Source organism: Legionella anisa (assembly GCF_001467525.1).
Classification (GTDB): Bacteria; Pseudomonadota; Gammaproteobacteria; order Legionellales; family Legionellaceae; genus Legionella; species Legionella anisa.
In genome coordinates, this window is the sequence record NZ_LNXS01000001.1 from 131,054 (window position 1) to 147,221 (window position 16,168).

The following is a 16,168-nucleotide window of genomic DNA, read 5'->3' on the forward strand; positions in this document are numbered from 1 at the left end:
ATAAATACAACTTTTGACAACAAATACATTTAGGGTGAAAGCACAAGCATTTCCTAGGGTTCTGTTATCCAAATAAAAAAGAAAACCCGGGCTACGGCACTCACCTTCACCCAGGCTACAATTTATAATCCTAAAAAAAGTAACCACTTTCCAAAAAATTGGAAATTCCTCTCAGAAAATTACAAAAAAATTATACGGCCTCCAAAATACGTTTCACGCCACAAAACTCTGCTAAAGATTGGGTTTCATCAGGTATGCCTATGATTTCAAAAAGTTTATTATTTTTTTTACATAGCTTTCTAGCCTCAATAAGCAATGCTAAACCAGCACTATCACAATGCTTCACATCACTTAGATCCAGACTAAAGCGATCACTTTTATCTTCCATCAAAGCCTGATAAAGCTTTGCCCGCACGACAACAACTGACTTAAATGTAAGCTCGATACCCGGTTTAAAACAAACGTTATTCACCATTAGGCCGCCCTTTTAAGTTGCTTTTTTTCCATTAACTTGATGACATCGTCAATACTGGAATTTTGTAAGGCCGCTGCAAACTGTGATCTGAAACTTTGCAACAAACTCACTCCTTCAACGCTGATATCATAAATCTTCCACTGACCATTTTTGTCAACAAGACTATAAGACAACGGAATATTTTGACCTTCGGCACGAACAATAATGCTGTTCACTCGCAAAAATCGAGAACTCAGGGAGCCTCTTAAAGGTAAAAATTGTATGCTTTCATTGGTGTACTGTGCCAAGGGGCTAGAATAAGTACGAATCACCAAACGTGTAAACGCTTTGGAAAATTGCGCTCTTTGAGAGCTTGTTGCTTTACTCCATGCCTGTCTTCCCAAAACAGAACGTGACATACCCGCTACATCAACAATAGGGAGCAAATTTGTTTCTACAGCCTGATAAATAATATTGGGATTGCTTTTTAATTTGGCTTTATTTTCTTTTAGGGTAGCAATGATATTATTGGCAGTTTGCTCTAGCATAGGTATGGGAGAGTTTTGTGACGCATTCATCATAGGAGATAAAATCACACTGACAACGAATAAAATTGTTTTTATTATTCTCATGTTCTGACCTTATTTTTTAATGTTAAACAGTAGTTGACCAATTAAATTTTCAAGAATAATTGCTTCTTGAGTCTTTCCAATCACATCTCCATTTCGTAAATAAGGATGGTCTTTATCATCATCATCCTCAAAACCCGGGACAATACTAATATAATTAGAACCAAGCAACCCTTCTGTTAAAATCCGCGCTGAAGCATCTTCATAAGGTATTTTCTTATCACTACGCAAGCGCATAGTTACCTTTGCATTAAGTTCTCCTGGCTGCAAATCAATATGAGTTACTTCTCCAATTCTAACTCCCGCCACAGTAACAGGTGCCCGCACTTTCAATCCACCAATATCAGTAAAATCTGCAGTTACCTCATAGCTGTCATGAGACATAAGACTAGAAAAACCGCTCACTTTCATTGTCATGACTAACAAAGCCAATATACCAAGCAACATAAATAGGCCGACACTAAAATCTACGTAACGTTGCTTACTCATTTACCAATCTCCAATCATCATTGCGGTCAACAAAAAATCCAGCCCTAATACAGCAAGCGATGAATAAACTACTGTTTTCGTCGTCGCCTGACTAATACCTTCTGCAGTAGGCACACATTCAAAACCCTGGAATACAGAAATCCAGGTTACAACAAAAGCAAAAACTAAACTTTTAATGATACCACTGAGTACATCAATACGGAAATCCACTGCTGCTTGCATATTGGACCAAAAACTTCCCGCATCTACACCTAACCAGTGAACACCGATAAAATAACCTCCAAAGATAGCTACAGCAGAAAAAATTAATGCCAAAAAAGGTAAGGTAATAAAACCCGCTATAAAACGAGGATAAATAACCCTGCCTAAAGGGTCAACTCCCATCATATCCATACTGGATAACTGCTCTGTTGCTTTCATCAAACCAATTTCAGCGGTTAAAGCAGAGCCTGCACGCCCAGCAAACAATAAGGCACTAATTACTGGTCCAAGTTCTCTTGAGATACTTAAGGCCAATAATTGACCCAATTGACTTGATGCACCAAATTTTTGCAACGTGTTATAACCCTGCAAACCAACAACCATACCAATAAATAAAGCAGAAACAACGATAATCAAACACGACAAAACACCAACAAAATGGATTTGATAGCGCAGCAAAGGCCAAAGCTTTGAAATTCCTGGTCTTCTAAACAGCATGAAGAACAGAAATAATCCGGAACTCCCCAAGTTTTGCAAAACCCGTGAACTGCGGTTACCGATACGCGTGATGAACTCAAGCATCTAATAGCTCCTCTATATACGATCTGGCTGGATAATGAAAAGGAACAACTCCATCCGCTTCTCCATGCATAAATTGTTTGATCTGAGGCTCAGATGATTGAATTAGCTCCTCAGGAGTTCCTTGTCCAATGATTTTGCTGCCAGAAATAAGGTAAATATAATCTGCTATAGAGCAGGTTTCTTCGACATCATGTGAGACAATAATTGTTGTTGTATGCAATAACTCATTTAACCTTTTGATCAAGCGAACTAAAACACCCAGAGAAATTGGATCCTGTCCTGTAAATGGTTCATCGTACATCATAAGTTCTGGATCCATTGCGATAGTACGCGCTAAAGCAACTCGTCGGGCCATTCCGCCTGATAACTGAGCCGGCATCAGAGAGGCAGCCCCCCGCAAACCAACTGCTTCAAGTTTCATCAATACGATGTCACGCAACATCGATTCATTTAATTGAGTATGTTCTCGTAAAGGGAAAGCCACGTTATCAAACACAGAAAGATGAGTAAATAACGCAGAACTTTGAAAAAGCAAGCCCATGTTGCGCCTCGCTTCATACAAAGCCCTACGAGGTAATAGATGCATATTTTGACCATTAACATGAATAACGCCACTGTCAGGTCTTAGCTGAGCACCAATTAACTGCAGTAAGGTAGTCTTTCCAGAACCACTGGGCCCCATAATTGCGGTAATCTTACCTCGCTTAACCACCATATCAATGCCATTGAAAATGTACCGACTTTCACGAGTGAAGACTAAATTTTTTATTTCAACCCAATTTTCAGGCATGTTCTCTTTTCCGGTTATAGCCAAAAGTAGAAGTATATACTGGATCGAAAAAAAAAATGAGGTGTTTAATCCTATTTATTCAAATGTTTTTTTGTTAAAATGAAAAATAAACAAAAAACATCCAATAGCCTATGAATTTCTGCACACTTGGACTTGCTGTTATTGAAACTGAAGCACAAGCTGTCTTTGAATTAACCCAGCGAATCGATAACCGATTTGAAAAAGCCTGTGAATTGTTGCTTGCCTGCCCAGGAAGGATCGTCGTAACGGGTATGGGAAAATCAGGTCATATAGCGAACAAAATTGCTGCTACCTTATCAAGTACAGGCAGTCCCTCATTTTTTATGCATCCAGGTGAAGCAAGTCACGGAGATCTGGGAATGATTACCCGACAGGATACCGTAATTGCTATTTCTCACTCGGGCAACACGTTAGAATTAGTCACTTTACTTCCTTTATTAAAGCGATTGGAAGTTCCTCTGATTACCTTAACTGGAAACTCTGAATCGACTTTAGCGAAAGCAGCTGATGTTAATTTAGATGTCAGTATCAAACAGGAAGCATGTCCACTTGGTCTTGCGCCAACAACCAGTACTACCGTTGCCTTAGTTATGGGGGATGCACTGGCGATTGCACTGTTACAGGCCAGGGGATTTAGTGAGGAAGACTTTGCTTTGTCGCATCCTGGAGGGTCTTTAGGTAAACGACTTTTACTGCGCATTGACGATCTCTGTCATCAGGGAGGACAACTTCCGCTTGTGCATGAAAATGCAACAGTGAGTGAAGCACTCATTGAAGTAACGGATAAAAAATTGGGCATGACCTGCGTTATCGATCATAAAGGGTATCTTGTTGGAATCTATACAGATGGAGATGTTCGACGGACTCTGACACGTCAGTATGATATTAATACGACTCCAATAAAAGAAGTCATGACGCGTAATGCCCGTACAATTCCTAAGGGAATGCTTGCTGCCGAAGCTTTAGCTATTATGCAAAAACACTGTATCACTTCATTAATTGTCATCGATGAAGAAAAACGTCCGGAAGCTGTTCTTCATCTTCATGATTTATTAAAAGCAGGTGTTTTTTAAATGAATAAATTAATTGAACGAGCCAAAAATATTAAATGTCTTATCTGTGATTTGGATGGGGTTCTTACTGATGGCCTCTTGTATATTGATAATCATTTTAATGAATTGAAAACATTCCACATTCACGATGGAGTAGGTTTAAAATTACTCATGGCTGCTGGAATTGAAGTAGCCGTTATTACTGGCTCGCGCAATGCTGTAGTGGATCACAGGATGCACCAATTAGGTATTATTCATTATTATAAAGATCAGTTGGATAAACAGGAGACATACAAGCAGCTGAAAAATAAATTAAATCTTCAGGATGAGCATTTTGCTTATATTGGTGATGATATTCCTGACGCTCCAATTATGCAGCAAGTCGGTCTTAGCGTTGCAGTTGCCAATGCAGTGTACCCAATTAAAGAAATTGCCATGTGGCAAACGTCCCTATCAGGTGGTCGTGGAGCAGTACGCGAGTTATGCGACCTTATTCTTAATGCACAAAATAAAATGAATTTGGCAATAGCAGGTTATCTAAAATAATGAACGCAACAAAACAATTCATGTGGCTTTTTTTTACTTTAATTCTCCTCGCATGCTCAGGATGGTATTACAGCCACTCAAGAACATTAATTCGCCTGGATAGTGAAACCTTGGCGAATTCAGTAGATACCACGATTTCTAACGTTACAGTACGTCAGTTTAATCAAAAAGGACTGCTTGCCAATCAACTCACCTCCCCCTTTATGCAACATATTCAAAGAGATAATGTCTATTTATTTCAAAATCCACATATTGTAGTAAGTCAGGAAGAGCAACCACCCTGGGATATTAGCTCAATAAAAGCCAAATCGTTTGAAGGTGGAAAACAAATAACCTTTACAGGTAATGTTGTTGTGCGCCAAAAAAAGGGGAATAACTCACAAGAAAGTACGTTAAAAACAGAAGAAGTAACCTACTACCCTAAGGAAAAGAAGGCAAGTTCCGATGTGCTTGTTACATACGAGCAACCAGGTAATATTATTCAATCGACTGGAATGAATGCTTATCTCGATGAAAAAAGAGTAGAGTTACTCCACCAGGCAAGAGGAAGTTATGTTCCAGCGCATGGTTAACTACAGTCTGTTCTTTCTTTTAATATTTACTTCTTTTGCATACGCGCTTACAGAAGATAAAGAAAAAGTAATGCATGTAATGGCAGACTCAGCGGATCTCAGTCAACAGGAGCATAAAGGGATTTATACTGGCAATGTTGAATTGGTACAAGGTACAACAAATCTGCAAGCCGCTAAAGCAGTGACTCTAGGGAATAAAAAAAATCAACTTGAAGTCGCTATAGCCACTGGAACTCCTGAGAAACAAGCACATTATTGGACAATAACCGATCCCAACAAACCGCCAGTACATGCCTATGCAGACACCATTCGTTATTATCCACTGCGTCATTTAATTGAACTACTAGGAAATGCTCGAGTAGAACAAGGAGAAAACTCTTTTTCTGCTGCAAAAATAAGCTATGATACTGAAAAACAACATGTTTTGTCTCAAGGTAATGGCAGTAAACGAATAACTATTATTTATCATCCAGAAAAGAAACCATCATGAGCATCCTGGAAGCGCGAAATCTAAAAAAATCGTTTAAATCGCGAACTGTAGTTAATGGCATCAGTATCCATATTAAAAAAGGTGAGTGTGTTGGTCTGTTAGGACCTAATGGGGCAGGAAAAACAACCTGTTTTTATATGATCGTTGGTTTGCAATCATGCGATGAGGGTCAAATCTTCCTGTCCAACCAGGATATAACAACATATGCCATGCATCAAAGAGCACGCTTAGGGATCAGCTATCTTCCCCAAGAAGCCTCTGTTTTTCGTAAACTCACTGTGGCGGAAAATATCATGGCCATCCTAGAACTTAGGCCTGATCTAAATGAACAAGCCCGAGAAGAAAAACTGGATTTGTTGCTTCAAGAATTTCATATTTCACATCTTCATAAAAGTCTGGGTATGTCCTTATCCGGGGGAGAAAGACGACGTGTTGAGATTGCAAGAGCACTTGCAATAGAGCCATCTTTTATCCTTCTTGATGAACCTTTTGCCGGGGTCGACCCTATTTCGGTCATTGATATCAAAAAAATCATCCAACATTTATGTAATAAAGGCATTGGTGTTTTAATTACTGATCATAATGTAAGAGAAACCCTAGATATATGCGAACGGGCCTATATTGTCAGCCAAGGAAAAATATTGTGCGAAGGAACCCCGAATATTATACTGGCCAATCAACAGGTAAGAGCTGTTTATTTAGGTGAGGAATTCACTTTATAAAATAAAATTGTAGGTTGAGTACCTTCTGTAGCCTGGGTGCAGCGCAGCGAAACCCGGGGTTAACTAACTCGGATACATAATTCCCGGGTTTCGCTGCGCTGCACCCAGGCTACATCATCAACCAATATTTTGATTTAACATGTTACTTATTATTGACAATTATGACTCATTTACCTACAACTTGGTACAATATTTCCAATGCCTCAATCAGGAGGTATGTGTTTACACCCATGACCAAATCAGTGTGAACCAAATAAAAAAACTTGCTCCTAAATACTTGGTCATTTCACCAGGGCCCAAAGCCCCTCAAGATGCAGGTATTTCTATGGAGGCTATTCGTACGTTTTACCGCACCATTCCTATATTAGGCGTTTGTCTGGGACACCAAAGCATCGCTCAAGTCTTTGGCGGTCGAATAATTCCTGCTCCGGAAATCATGCATGGAAAAACGTCAATCATAGAACATAATCAACAAGGAATTTTTAAAAATATTCCAAATTATTTCAAAGCAACTCGTTATCATTCCTTAGCAGTAGATAAAAACACTCTTCCAGAATGTTTTTCTATTGATGCATGGGTGTATGATACAATTATGGCAATTTCGCATCGTCATTATCCTGTTTTTGGTCTACAATTTCATCCAGAAGCAATATTAAGCCAATATGGACTGCAATTATTAGAGAATTTCTTAAAATATGAAACCCAATCTTCTGTTTGAGCATCTCATCGCGAAAAAAAATTTAGATCCAGAGCAAATGAAAACCGTCATTCATGCGTGTATGTCAGGTCAATATAATGATGTACAAATCGCGACTTTTTTAGCGCTCATGCGTATGAAAGGGGAAACAACCGATGAATTAATTGCTGCAGCTGAAGTAATGCAGCAATTAGCCCATCCAATAGAATTAGGTCCTAACCTAATTGATATTGTTGGAACAGGAGGTGACGGTAAAAATACATTTAATGTCTCAACGGCATGTAGTTTTGTAGTAGCTGCAGCAGGATACCCGGTGGCAAAACATGGCAATCGTTCTGTCTCAAGCAGTAGCGGTAGTGCCGACTTATTAGAACAAGCAGGCTTTATATTAAACCTATCCGATCAGCAAATAAAAACGTGCATTCAACAATGTGGCTTGGCATTTTTATTTGCCCCCCACTACCATCCCGCGATGCAACACGCACGCTCGGCACGACAACAACTTGGCATTCGAACCTTGTTCAATCTACTTGGCCCCTTAATTAATCCTGCCCGAGTAAAAAAGCAAGTTGTTGGTGTATTTTCAACAGCTTGGCAAAAACCATTAGCTGCAGTTCTTGCTCATTTAGGAAGTGAAAGAGCCTTGGTAGTAAGTTCCCAAGATGGTTTAGATGAGATCAGTGTTGCAGCGCCTACAGACGTCATTGAGTATCGAGAAGGAACTTTTAATCACTGGATAATTAATCCAGAAGACTATAAGATCAAACATCACACGTTAAATGAAGTTATTGTTGATTCGCCAGCCCAAAGTTTAGAATTGATTCAAGCAGTGTTTTCTGGAAAACAAGGTGCGGCACGCGATATGGTTTTATTGAATTCTGCTGCAGCAATATACTGCGCGCATGGAGAGATTTCTTTTCTACACGCATTAGAGCAGGCCAAAATCGTTATAGATAATGGTAAAGCCAGCCATTGTTTTACTCAACTTAGTCAACTAACCCAAACTTTAAATAAAGAATCGCATCATGAATAGTATGTTACAACGTATCGCTCAACGTAAGCAGGAAGAAGTTGCTCTTGCAAAGAAAAATAAACCCTTAAATGTATTAATACAACAACCCCTTATGGAGCGACGTGATTTTGTTGCCGCTCTGCAATCTAAGGAAACACCAGCAATTATTGCAGAAATTAAACGCGCCTCTCCAAGCAAAGGATTGATTCGAGAAGATTTCAATGTGAACGAGATCGCTACAAGCTATGGGGAACATGGTGCACGCTGCCTTTCAGTGCTTACTGATGTAGATTTTTTTCAAGGTCACCCTGATTATATAGCCCAAGCAAAATCACATTGTAAATTACCTGTACTCCGAAAAGACTTTATTCTTGACACTTATCAAATTCATGAAAGCCTAGCATTAGGTGCAGACTGTATCTTACTTATTGTCGCTTTACTTGATGATGTGCAGTTAGCAGAGTTCTGTCAATTAGCGCAGGAGCTGGAAATGGCGGTACTTGTGGAAAGCCATAGCAAAGAAGAACTGGATCGCGCCTTACGGTTACCCACACCTTTAATTGGCATTAATAATCGCAGTCTTCATACTTTTAAGACAGACATTCAACTCAGTATCCAGTTAAAACAATATATCCCACAAGATAAAATAGCCATTACTGAAAGTGGCATTAATACATATTCAGATATAAATTTGATGCAATCTCATGGAATTAATACTTTTCTCATAGGAGAAAGTCTAATGAGAGCCAAAGATATAGGAAAAGCTCTAGATCAGCTTATAACTGGAGAGTAGCACAAATGTAATCGTATTTTGTAGCCTGGGTGGAGGCGCAAGCCGTAACCCGGGTTTCTGGATATGAATGAACCTTTCGACCCCGGGTTACGCTGCGCTTCACCCAGCTACGTAACTACTCCCAATTTGGCTCAGAGGGTTGCGATGGCTCAGGCTCAGGAGAACCAGGATCATCAGGCTCATAAGGTACTGGTTCTGTTGGATATTCGTCAGGCTCATCAGGATACTCATAAGGCTCTGGTATTTCGTCGCCGTTTTTCAAAATAACACCCTTATGTTTAGAAGATTTATAAAATTATAGCAAAAGGAATGAAAATGAAAGTAGCTGTAATCACCGGAGCTGCGAATGGGATTGGCTTAGCATTAAGCGAAATCAATTTACAACGCGGCAACATTGTAGTTATGGTAGATAAAGATGAAATGAAACTGAAGCAGGAAGCCGAACGATTATTGACCCTGTTCCCAGAAAAAATTCTAGAAATTTCTTGTGATATAACACAACCTACTGACGTAGCACAATTGACACAGCTCGTTGAAAATAAATTAGGGCGTATTGATTGGATCTATAATAATGCAGGCATTATAGGTCAATTAGCCCCCCTTTGGGACTTGAGTTCCGAACACATCCAAAAAGTCATGGAGGTTAATTTACATGGAATGATTCATATCATCCAGGCTTTTATTCCTTTTTTATTCCAACAAACTTTTCATTCGCATATTATCAATATAGCGAGCTTATATTCGTTATGTACGGGTTCCCAAACTGCTCCTTATGCCATGTCAAAACATGCAGTACTCGCCTTGTCTGAATCATTGTTTTTTGATCTGGCACGCATGAAAAAACCAGTAGATGTCTCCGTAGTTTTTCCTTCTTTTACTGATACATCTCTTTTATCTCATACTACCAACGTCAATTCGTCCTTTCATGAAGTGTTGCAATCTCTTTTATCACATTCACGCCCTGCCCTAGATATAGCGGAACATATTGTTCATGAAGTGGAACAAAAGAAATTCTATATTTTTCCAGATAAAGAAGTAAAAGGATATTGTGAGGAACGTACCAAGGCAATGATTTTACAAGAAAACCCGCATGTAACCAATATTGAAAAATTAATGGCTGCGCTCATGAAACGTCAGGAATCCAGGAATTAAAATGTAGGTAATTGATCAGAGTAAACCTCACACGAAAGACCTGAGCTAGTACAAATGTAGCCTGGGTGCAGCGCAGCGGAATACGGGGTTTCAGAATATGAATGAACACATCGATTCCAGGTTCTGCTGCGCTGCACCCAGGCTACGATTATGTAATTAAGCTTCCAACATATCCAATAATTCTCGACGGAATTTATGATAATCAACCTCTACAGCATGTCGTGTATGCGATTTAAATCGATAATGAGGCTTATTCATTTCCTCATGAGCTTTTTCATGCAATTTATCAGGTCGTTTTAAAGTTCCCATAATGATGCGAGCAGCTATTTTTGATTGATAATCAGCAAGCGGCCAAATACATCCTTGAGGCTGGCACAAACCAATAAAATATAGATTATCGTAGTCTGGATGCATCATTTTTCGATAAAGTGGTATCTTTGTTGAATTACTGAAGTCAGCAATTTGCTTGTCAATAAACGGGAAACTTATTTTATAACCCGTAGCAAAAATCACTGTATCAAACTCTTCCGACTTGCCGTGGGTAAAATAGACACGATTTCCTTCAAAATGAGTAATTCCCGGGCGCGGAAAAATTTCACCATGACGAATAAAATAAAGCAGTTCTGTGTTAATCGTTGGATGAATTTCTAAAGGACCACAATCTGGTTTCATTAATTTATATTTGGAATATCTACCTTGAAGAATTCGAGCAAAAAAACTCAAAACCTTCTGCCTTAACCAAGAAGGCATCCACCTGATTTTTGCCACCGCATCATCAGTCGGCTTGCCAAATACAAATTTAGGAAAAATATGATAACCTCTGCGCATACTGATGCAGGTTCTTGGAGAAATACGTGCCACCTCTACAGCAATATCACACGCAGAGTTGCCGCCTCCAACTACCAAAACACGTTGCCCCTTAAACTCAGAAGCTTTTTTATATTGATGTGAGTGAAGCAGCTTACCAGAGAACTCACCTGGGTATTCAGGCATAAAAGGATCCCAATGATGGCCATTAGCAACCAATAAATAATCAAAATACTCTTCATGGGTACCCTGATTATTTTCAAAAATGACTTTCCATTGATGTTGATCAGTATGCTTGACGTGTAAAACAGTGGTATTAAAGCGGATGTATTTAGTTAAATCAAAATGATTTGCATAGCTTCTAAAATAATCTAATACCAAAGTATGTGATGGATAATCAGGATAATTCTTTGGCATAGGAAAGTCTTCAAACTCCGACCAACGCTTTGAACTGATAATATGGGTCGTTTCATACACACTGGAATGATTGTTTTTCTCGTCATATACCCAATTCCCACCGATCTGATTATTTTTTTCAAATACAGTGATATCCGTGACACCCTGCTCTTGTAGATTTTTAATTGCAGCAAGTCCGCTTGGACCTGCTCCGATAACGCAGACACGAGGAAAATTTTCTTTACCCTTTTGCTTTATTTGCATTACTCAACACCTTTTTTACTTCTTCCATTATCATTGCTTGTACAACAGGCTCTTTATCAATCGTGAAATGATTCACCGTAACGCCTTTTATCGCAGCAACATTAATGTTGTCAATACGAGTTTGCCCCGGATTTACAGCCCTGAGCTTCAAACCACTAAACATGGGCACATACCCAGATTTATAAAAGTTCATTGCGTGTTTCACGTTAGGAGGCACAACAGTTTGAGATACAGCATCAACAGTAACCAATAAGTCCACAGAAATACCTGCTTTATTCAAATTACGCGCAACCTTGATTTGCTCATTAGCACCTAAAGAATGTCCCACTAAAATAATGGGCCTATGCTGTTTATGGTTCTGATAATAAGCAACAATTTTACGAGTCACATTACCCGCGTTGTACCACATGTCACTGGGTGCTGCTACATTACACTCTTCTTCAACAGTGTCACTAAGTGTTCTCATCCCCGTGCTAAAAACCCCTAATCCACCTAACATAGTATGCACTTCACCATGATAGGGCTGCGACTTGCTTACTTTCACTGTCTTCGCTGCTTTTTTCGATGCATTCTGGGTCGCAGATTGAGCTGTTTTAGGTATTGGTCTTTTCTCTGAAGCCCTGCCGCCTGATAGGTCGACACAACCAGCTACACTCATGGTTATGAGTAAAAACAAAAATGAGCTGAAAACATTTAATTTTCTATTTCGGAATAAGTTCATTTTATTTTTATTTATTATTTTAAAGCGGGGATCATAGCTTATTCTGCGAAGGTTTGCCAAGATGAGCTTAGTGATGAAGTGAAATTCTTTTATCTCTATAAGTAAGTTATTAATTTTGATACTCTTCGTGTGAGATAGGGTCTGTTTACATTTCTACTATCTTGGTCAAAACCGTTTGATTTTGACTCAAGCTAGCGAAATGTAAACAACCCTACAAACGTTTATATTTAAAATTTAGGGAACAACCCTAATCTGGTATGTCATTGTATGGGGACAATCACAATTGATCATAGAAAAAAAGAACGCAATTCTTACTGTCAGCCAACTTAATCGACAGGTTAAAAGCTATCTTGAAAATGAACTGGGTACGATCCATGTCGAAGGAGAACTCTCTAATTTGAGTAAGCCGGTCTCTGGGCATTTTTATTTTACCTTGAAAGATACTCATGCTCAAATTCGCTGTGTTTATTTTAAAAATCGCCATACCAGCGCCCTTGCATATAAACTTTGCGATGGGCAACATATAGTCGCCAGCGGAAGATTAAGTCTGTATGAAGCTCGTGGCGATTATCAATTAATCGTAGAACAAATTACCGAAGCGGGTCTAGGGGCGCTCTATCAGCGTTTTGAAGAGTTAAAAAACAAACTGGCTGCCGAAGGTTTATTTGATTCAATAAAAAAAAGACCAATTCCCGTCATGCCTCGTGCCATTGGAGTGATTACTTCAACCACTGGTGCTGCAATTCGCGATATATTATCCACTCTTGCTCGACGATTTCCTTTAGCTGATGTCCTCATCTATCCAAGTGAGGTTCAAGGTTCTTCAGCAGCACAACAACTGATTAAGGCATTAAAACGTGCAAACTCAGAGAACCGATGTGATGTACTTCTGCTTGCTCGCGGTGGAGGAAGTATTGAAGATTTATGGGCATTTAATGATGAACAATTAGCACGCGATATTGCAAACAGCACAATCCCTATCGTATCAGGCGTGGGACACGAAACAGATTTTACAATTGCCGACTTTGTAGCGGATTACAGGGCAGAAACACCCACAGCAGCTGCTACTGCGGTGACTCCTGATTGTAATGAATTGCTCAAATTATTAAATCACTCCATCTCACGTATGCATGAAGCAATGTACCGTTTTTTGCAAAAGTACCAAATCAAATTACAGCACTTAATCGAGAAAATATCTTCACCACAAAAGGCGATTGCCAGTTACTGGCAAAGTACCGATTACCTTGAGCGGCAATTGATTGCTCGCATGGACTACATCATCAAACAAAAAAACCATCAACTTCATCTGTGCATCAACCATTTGAATGCTCAAAATCCTAAAACACAAATCAAGCAAACACAAATACTCTTACAAAAAATTTCAACGCAATTAACCCATCATATGCAAAATAAGATCAATCAGCTCAAATATCAATTGAGAACACAATTGTCTACCTTGCATGCGGTCAGTCCCTTAGCTACACTGGATAGAGGATATGCTATTGCAACGAAAAATAGTATGGTGTTGTTTTCGAGCCAACAAGTAACTATTGGCGAGACAATCAATGTGAGATTGGCGCAAGGTAATTTAACTTGTGAAGTCACTCAAATACACGAGTAAAAAATGCTTGAAGAACTGACTTACAGTTTAAACTGGATTATTAGTCAAACAAAAAATAACATTCCCATTTTAGAAATTATTTTATTAATTCCCTGGCTTTTCTTTTTTGTAAGCATATTTTTTAAAAAAATATTATTGTTAGGTATTATCCCAAGACGCATCAAAGGCTTGCCCGGCATTTTATTTGCCCCGCTTTTACACGATAATTTCAACCATATATTTTTTAACTCGATCCCTTTAGTGGTTTTAAGTAATTTCATTTTAATTAACGGGCTTGCCTACTATATCGTTGTTACCATAATGATTACCGTTTTAAGTGGAATTGCTATTTGGTGCTTTGCCCAATATGGCTTGCACATAGGCGCTAGTGGTGTAATTACTGGTTATTGGGGGTTTTTAGTGAGTAATATCTATCAAACAGGTACATTAACTACCATAATCCTGGGTATCATTTCTCTTTATTATTTTGCCGGTATCTTCTTGGGGATTTTTCCTAAAGATAAAGGCGTCTCATGGGAGGCTCATTTATTTGGCCTTTTAGCCGGGCTGGTTACCAGTTATTTATTTTCCCTTTATCCTAATTACGTACAGATAATTACATTTTCATCTAATAATTTAGGAGCATAGGAGCAGAAAATCAGGGCAGTTTGGCCAAGATAGTAGAAATGTAAACAGAGCCTATGCTATTCTAAAAACAAAAAAATAATTCGAGAAATCAGGATGCAGTCACTTAAAACTCTTTTTTGTATTAGTATATTAAGTCTTCTTATTTCACCTGTATACGCCGGAGGAGGAACCCAATTTTTTATTTCCGGTTGTTGTAGTCAAATGGGTGGTGTGAGCTACTGTGACTCATCAGCAGGCCGACTTGTGTGTAAAAATGGTTTTTACTCGACGTGTTATTGCACGCCGCATGCTGTGATGGATTTAAATCTGTTTCGAGGTTGCTGCTTATGGAAAGGTGGAGTTGTTTCTACTTACACCATAACTGGATACGTTGTCTGTAATGATGGTTCCATTTCAGAAGAATGTTCTTTGCGGCCAGAGGAGAAAATTGCGGCGTGGTAAGCTCTAATATTTTTCAATGTGTACTTTAGCAAACTACTTGTTTTAGTCAATGAGACCTATTGACTCATAAGCAAATAAAAGCACCTGCCACATTAAATACTTATCAATAATCTTTCTGATCTGACTGAGCGGATTGTAATGTCACTAACTGTTGCGAGAGAGTGTTAAATGCGCTACAAAGCCTTATCTATAGCAGGATTTGATGGCTCTGGCGGAGCTGGAATCCAAGCAGACCTAAAGTCATTCTCCGCATTGGGTTGTTATGGAATGACCGTACTTACAGCATTACCTATACAAAACACTTGCGGTGTAAAAAGCTGTTACAGTATTCCATTGCAAGCTATAGAAGATCAACTCAATGCTATTTTCGATGACATTAAACCGGACAGTATCAAAATAGGCATGCTCTTCAACAGCGAGATCATTGAATTAGTCTCTTCATTTCTTAAGAGAAAAGCGGTAGATATTCCTATTGTCATTGATCCAGTAACCGTCGCTAAAAGTGGCGATCCTTTATTATTACCCGAAGCTGTAAATTCTTTGATAACAGAACTTATGCCGCTTGCTACCCTGATTACCCCTAACCTTCCTGAGGCATCTACTTTTACTGGAATATATGCTTCATCTGAAAAAGAAATGAAGGGCATTGGTCAAAAATTGCTTGATTTTGGACCAAAATACGTTTTACTCAAAGGGGGACATCTGCAGTCATTAGAGTCAAATGACTTATTAATAGGAGCAAATGGAGATACTCATTGGTTTTCAAATCCAAGAATTAATTCACAAAATACCCACGGAACTGGATGCACTCTTTCTGCAGCGATAACGGCTTGTCTTGCCCAAAAAATTGATCTAGTCAAAGCATGTAGCATTGCAAAAAATTATGTGTTCAATGCCATAAAGGCTGCAAAGGAAGAACGTATTGGCCTAGGAAATGGGCCGGTGCATCATTTTTATCATTTTTGGCCGGTGCAATTGTTGGATTAAGCAAGCCAAGGCTACAAGGCAATGTAGCAGGTCACGGAGGAAGTTTTCACATTGCATTGTAGCCTGGGTGCAGCGCAGCGGAACCCGGGATTAAGCATATCC

The 16,168-nt window shown here is 39.0% G+C and carries 21 protein-coding genes; 13 read left to right on the forward strand and 8 right to left on the reverse strand.

All coding sequences use genetic code 11. The features are described 5' to 3' along the window. Positions 1–190 precede the first annotated feature (190 nt). Genes Lani_RS00555 through Lani_RS00575 form a run of 5 tightly spaced genes read right to left on the reverse strand, consistent with a single transcriptional unit; the run spans position 191 to position 3,145 of the window. Positions 191–475, reverse strand: coding sequence for an STAS domain-containing protein (locus tag Lani_RS00555; RefSeq protein ID WP_019235089.1), 285 nt, complete (start codon positions 473–475; stop codon positions 191–193). Continuing rightward, positions 475–1,086 (reverse strand): MlaC/ttg2D family ABC transporter substrate-binding protein, encoded by a 612-nt coding sequence (locus Lani_RS00560; RefSeq protein ID WP_019235088.1) that lies wholly within the window; start codon positions 1,084–1,086, stop codon positions 475–477. Before Lani_RS00560 ends, Lani_RS00555 begins: the two co-directional genes overlap by 1 nt. Positions 1,087–1,095: 9 nt before the next feature. Then, a complete protein-coding gene (gene mlaD / locus Lani_RS00565) occupies positions 1,096–1,572 on the reverse strand; it encodes an outer membrane lipid asymmetry maintenance protein MlaD (RefSeq protein ID WP_019235087.1) in 477 nt (158 codons plus the stop codon). Beyond that, positions 1,573–2,355, reverse strand: coding sequence for a lipid asymmetry maintenance ABC transporter permease subunit MlaE (mlaE, locus tag Lani_RS00570; RefSeq protein ID WP_019235086.1), 783 nt, complete (start codon positions 2,353–2,355; stop codon positions 1,573–1,575). After that, positions 2,348–3,145: an ATP-binding cassette domain-containing protein gene (locus tag Lani_RS00575; RefSeq protein WP_019235085.1), complete on the reverse strand. Its 798-nt coding sequence runs from the start codon at positions 3,143–3,145 to the stop codon at positions 2,348–2,350. Before Lani_RS00575 ends, mlaE begins: the two co-directional genes overlap by 8 nt. 131 nt (positions 3,146–3,276) lie before the next feature. Here Lani_RS00575 and Lani_RS00580 point away from each other — a divergent pair, with 131 nt between their 5' ends. From Lani_RS00580 to trpC, 8 genes are all read left to right on the forward strand, one after another. Further along, positions 3,277–4,239: a KpsF/GutQ family sugar-phosphate isomerase gene (locus Lani_RS00580; RefSeq protein WP_019235084.1), complete on the forward strand. Its 963-nt coding sequence runs from the start codon at positions 3,277–3,279 to the stop codon at positions 4,237–4,239. After that, the gene (locus Lani_RS00585; RefSeq protein WP_019235083.1) at positions 4,240–4,764 is read left to right on the forward strand and encodes a KdsC family phosphatase; all 525 of its coding nucleotides are present in this window, start codon (positions 4,240–4,242) and stop codon (positions 4,762–4,764) included. Then, positions 4,764–5,336 carry an LPS export ABC transporter periplasmic protein LptC gene (gene lptC, locus Lani_RS00590; protein WP_019235082.1) on the forward strand — a complete coding sequence of 191 codons (573 nt, stop codon included), beginning with the start codon at positions 4,764–4,766 and terminating at the stop codon, positions 5,334–5,336. The genes Lani_RS00585 and lptC overlap by 1 nt, the downstream gene beginning before the upstream one ends. Continuing rightward, positions 5,317–5,826: a lipopolysaccharide transport periplasmic protein LptA gene (gene lptA, locus Lani_RS00595; RefSeq protein ID WP_040523229.1), complete on the forward strand. Its 510-nt coding sequence runs from the start codon at positions 5,317–5,319 to the stop codon at positions 5,824–5,826. Before lptC ends, lptA begins: the two co-directional genes overlap by 20 nt. Next, the gene (gene lptB, locus Lani_RS00600) at positions 5,823–6,548 is read left to right on the forward strand and encodes an LPS export ABC transporter ATP-binding protein (RefSeq protein WP_019235080.1); all 726 of its coding nucleotides are present in this window, start codon (positions 5,823–5,825) and stop codon (positions 6,546–6,548) included. The genes lptA and lptB overlap by 4 nt, the downstream gene beginning before the upstream one ends. Positions 6,549–6,687: 139 nt before the next feature. After that, positions 6,688–7,266, forward strand: a complete 579-nt coding sequence (locus tag Lani_RS00605) for an anthranilate synthase component II (protein WP_019235079.1) — start codon at positions 6,688–6,690, stop codon at positions 7,264–7,266. Continuing rightward, the gene (trpD, locus tag Lani_RS00610) at positions 7,244–8,278 is read left to right on the forward strand and encodes an anthranilate phosphoribosyltransferase (protein ID WP_019235078.1); all 1,035 of its coding nucleotides are present in this window, start codon (positions 7,244–7,246) and stop codon (positions 8,276–8,278) included. The genes Lani_RS00605 and trpD overlap by 23 nt, the downstream gene beginning before the upstream one ends. Next, a complete protein-coding gene (gene trpC / locus Lani_RS00615; RefSeq protein ID WP_019235077.1) occupies positions 8,271–9,050 on the forward strand; it encodes an indole-3-glycerol phosphate synthase TrpC in 780 nt (259 codons plus the stop codon). Before trpD ends, trpC begins: the two co-directional genes overlap by 8 nt. A 115-nt stretch (positions 9,051–9,165) precedes the next feature. Here trpC and Lani_RS20435 read toward each other — a convergent pair whose 3' ends face one another. Then, positions 9,166–9,312 (reverse strand): hypothetical protein, encoded by a 147-nt coding sequence (locus Lani_RS20435; protein WP_019235076.1) that lies wholly within the window; start codon positions 9,310–9,312, stop codon positions 9,166–9,168. A 53-nt stretch (positions 9,313–9,365) separates the two neighbouring features. Here Lani_RS20435 and Lani_RS00620 point away from each other — a divergent pair, with 53 nt between their 5' ends. Then, complete coding sequence (locus Lani_RS00620) at positions 9,366–10,202, forward strand: SDR family NAD(P)-dependent oxidoreductase (RefSeq protein WP_019235075.1); 837 nt, start codon at positions 9,366–9,368, stop codon at positions 10,200–10,202. A 156-nt stretch (positions 10,203–10,358) separates the two neighbouring features. On the opposite strand, the gene Lani_RS00625 is transcribed toward Lani_RS00620, so the two are convergent. Further along, positions 10,359–11,669, reverse strand: coding sequence for a flavin-containing monooxygenase (locus Lani_RS00625; protein ID WP_019235074.1), 1,311 nt, complete (start codon positions 11,667–11,669; stop codon positions 10,359–10,361). Continuing rightward, positions 11,647–12,390 (reverse strand): hypothetical protein, encoded by a 744-nt coding sequence (locus Lani_RS00630; protein WP_019235073.1) that lies wholly within the window; start codon positions 12,388–12,390, stop codon positions 11,647–11,649. Before Lani_RS00630 ends, Lani_RS00625 begins: the two co-directional genes overlap by 23 nt. Before the next feature lie 283 nt (positions 12,391–12,673). On the opposite strand from Lani_RS00630, the gene xseA reads away from it, so the two are divergent. The 4 genes from xseA (at position 12,674) to thiD (ending at position 16,066) form a co-directional block, all read left to right on the forward strand. Continuing rightward, positions 12,674–14,011, forward strand: coding sequence for an exodeoxyribonuclease VII large subunit (gene xseA / locus Lani_RS00635; RefSeq protein ID WP_019235072.1), 1,338 nt, complete (start codon positions 12,674–12,676; stop codon positions 14,009–14,011). Between the two features lie 3 nt (positions 14,012–14,014). Continuing rightward, positions 14,015–14,638: a rhomboid family intramembrane serine protease gene (locus tag Lani_RS00640; RefSeq protein WP_019235071.1), complete on the forward strand. Its 624-nt coding sequence runs from the start codon at positions 14,015–14,017 to the stop codon at positions 14,636–14,638. 93 nt (positions 14,639–14,731) lie between these two features. Then, a complete protein-coding gene (locus tag Lani_RS19615; protein WP_081595199.1) occupies positions 14,732–15,079 on the forward strand; it encodes a neurogenic locus notch in 348 nt (115 codons plus the stop codon). 168 nt (positions 15,080–15,247) lie between these two features. After that, positions 15,248–16,066: a bifunctional hydroxymethylpyrimidine kinase/phosphomethylpyrimidine kinase gene (gene thiD / locus Lani_RS00645; RefSeq protein WP_019235070.1), complete on the forward strand. Its 819-nt coding sequence runs from the start codon at positions 15,248–15,250 to the stop codon at positions 16,064–16,066. The last annotated feature ends 102 nt before the right edge of the window (positions 16,067–16,168 follow it).